Source organism: Pseudomonas persica, from assembly GCF_900291015.1.
Lineage (GTDB): Bacteria > Pseudomonadota > Gammaproteobacteria > Pseudomonadales > Pseudomonadaceae > Aquipseudomonas.
Map to the genome: position 1 here is coordinate 1 of NZ_OLKL01000063.1, position 1,241 is coordinate 1,241.

Here is a 1,241-nt window from a genome sequence, read left to right on the forward strand (position 1 = left end):
CTGCCCTGGGTCTTGCCCGCCTCAACAGTGATGGTCTGGCCGTTGGACAGGGTCACAGTCACCGGCGACTGAGCCGGACTGCTCAGGGTCACGGTGTAGGTGATCACACCACCTTCGGTCACCGACGGAGTGGCCGTCAGGGTCGCCGTGGTGTTATCCACCGAGTCATTGATGGTGGTCTGAGCCGGGGTCGGGTTCGGCGTCAGTTGCTCGAAGTTACCACCGGTGGCGCTTTCGATGCTCACGCTGACGGTCGAGCCGTTGTTGTAGACGTCGTTGGCCGGGGTCTCGAAGTCAACGCTGCCCTGGGTCTTGCCCGCCTCAACAGTGATGGTCTGGCCGTTGGACAAGGTCACGGTCACCGGGGTCTGGGCCGGGTTGCTCAGGGTCACGGTGTAGGTGATCACACCGCCTTCGGTCACGCTTGGCGAAGCAGTCAGGGTCGCGGTGGTGGTGTCGACCGAGTCGTTGATGGTGGTCTGGGCCGGGGTCGGATTCGGCGTCAGCTGCTCGAAGTTGCCGCCGGTCGCACCGGTAATCGTGGTGCTGACGGTCGAGCCGTTGTTGTAGACATCGTTGGCCGGGGTCTCGAAATCAACACTGCCCTGGGTCTTGCCCGCCTCAACAGTGATGGTCTGGCCATTAGACAGGGTCACAGTCACCGGGGTCTGGGCCGGGTTGCTCAGGGTCACCGTGTAGGTGATCACGCCGCCTTCGGTCACGCTTGGCGAAGCGGTCAGGGTCGCGGTGGTGACATCGACCGAGTCGTTGATGGTGGTCTGGGCCGGGGTCGGGTTCGGCGTCAGCTGTTCAAAGTTGCCACCGGTAGCACCGGTAATCGTGGTGCTGACGGTCGAGCCGTTGTTGTAGACGTCGTTGGCCGGCGTCTCAAAGTCGACACTGCCCTGGGTCTTGCCGGCTTCGACGGTAATGGTCTGGCCATTGGACAGGGTCACGGTTACCGGCGACTGGGCCGGGTTGCTCAGGGTCACGGTGTAGGTGATCACGCCACCTTCGGTCACCGACGGGCTCGCCGTCAGGGTCGCGGTGGTGGTGTCGACCGAGTCGTTGATGGTGGTCTGGGCCGGGGTCGGATTCGGCGTCAGCTGCTCGAAGTTGCCGCCGGTCGCACCGGTAATCGTGGTGCTGACGGTCGAGCCGTTGTTGTAGACATCGTTGGCCGGGGTCTCGAAATCAACACTGCCCTGGGTCTTGCCCGCCTCAACAGTGATGGAAACAAC

Annotated in this window: 1 protein-coding gene; it reads right to left on the bottom strand. The window is 63.3% G+C overall.

Annotated elements, in window-relative coordinates:
- A partial coding sequence (locus FQ664_RS25705; protein WP_144175807.1) for an immunoglobulin-like domain-containing protein occupies positions 1-1,241 on the bottom strand: 1,241 nt, incomplete at both ends.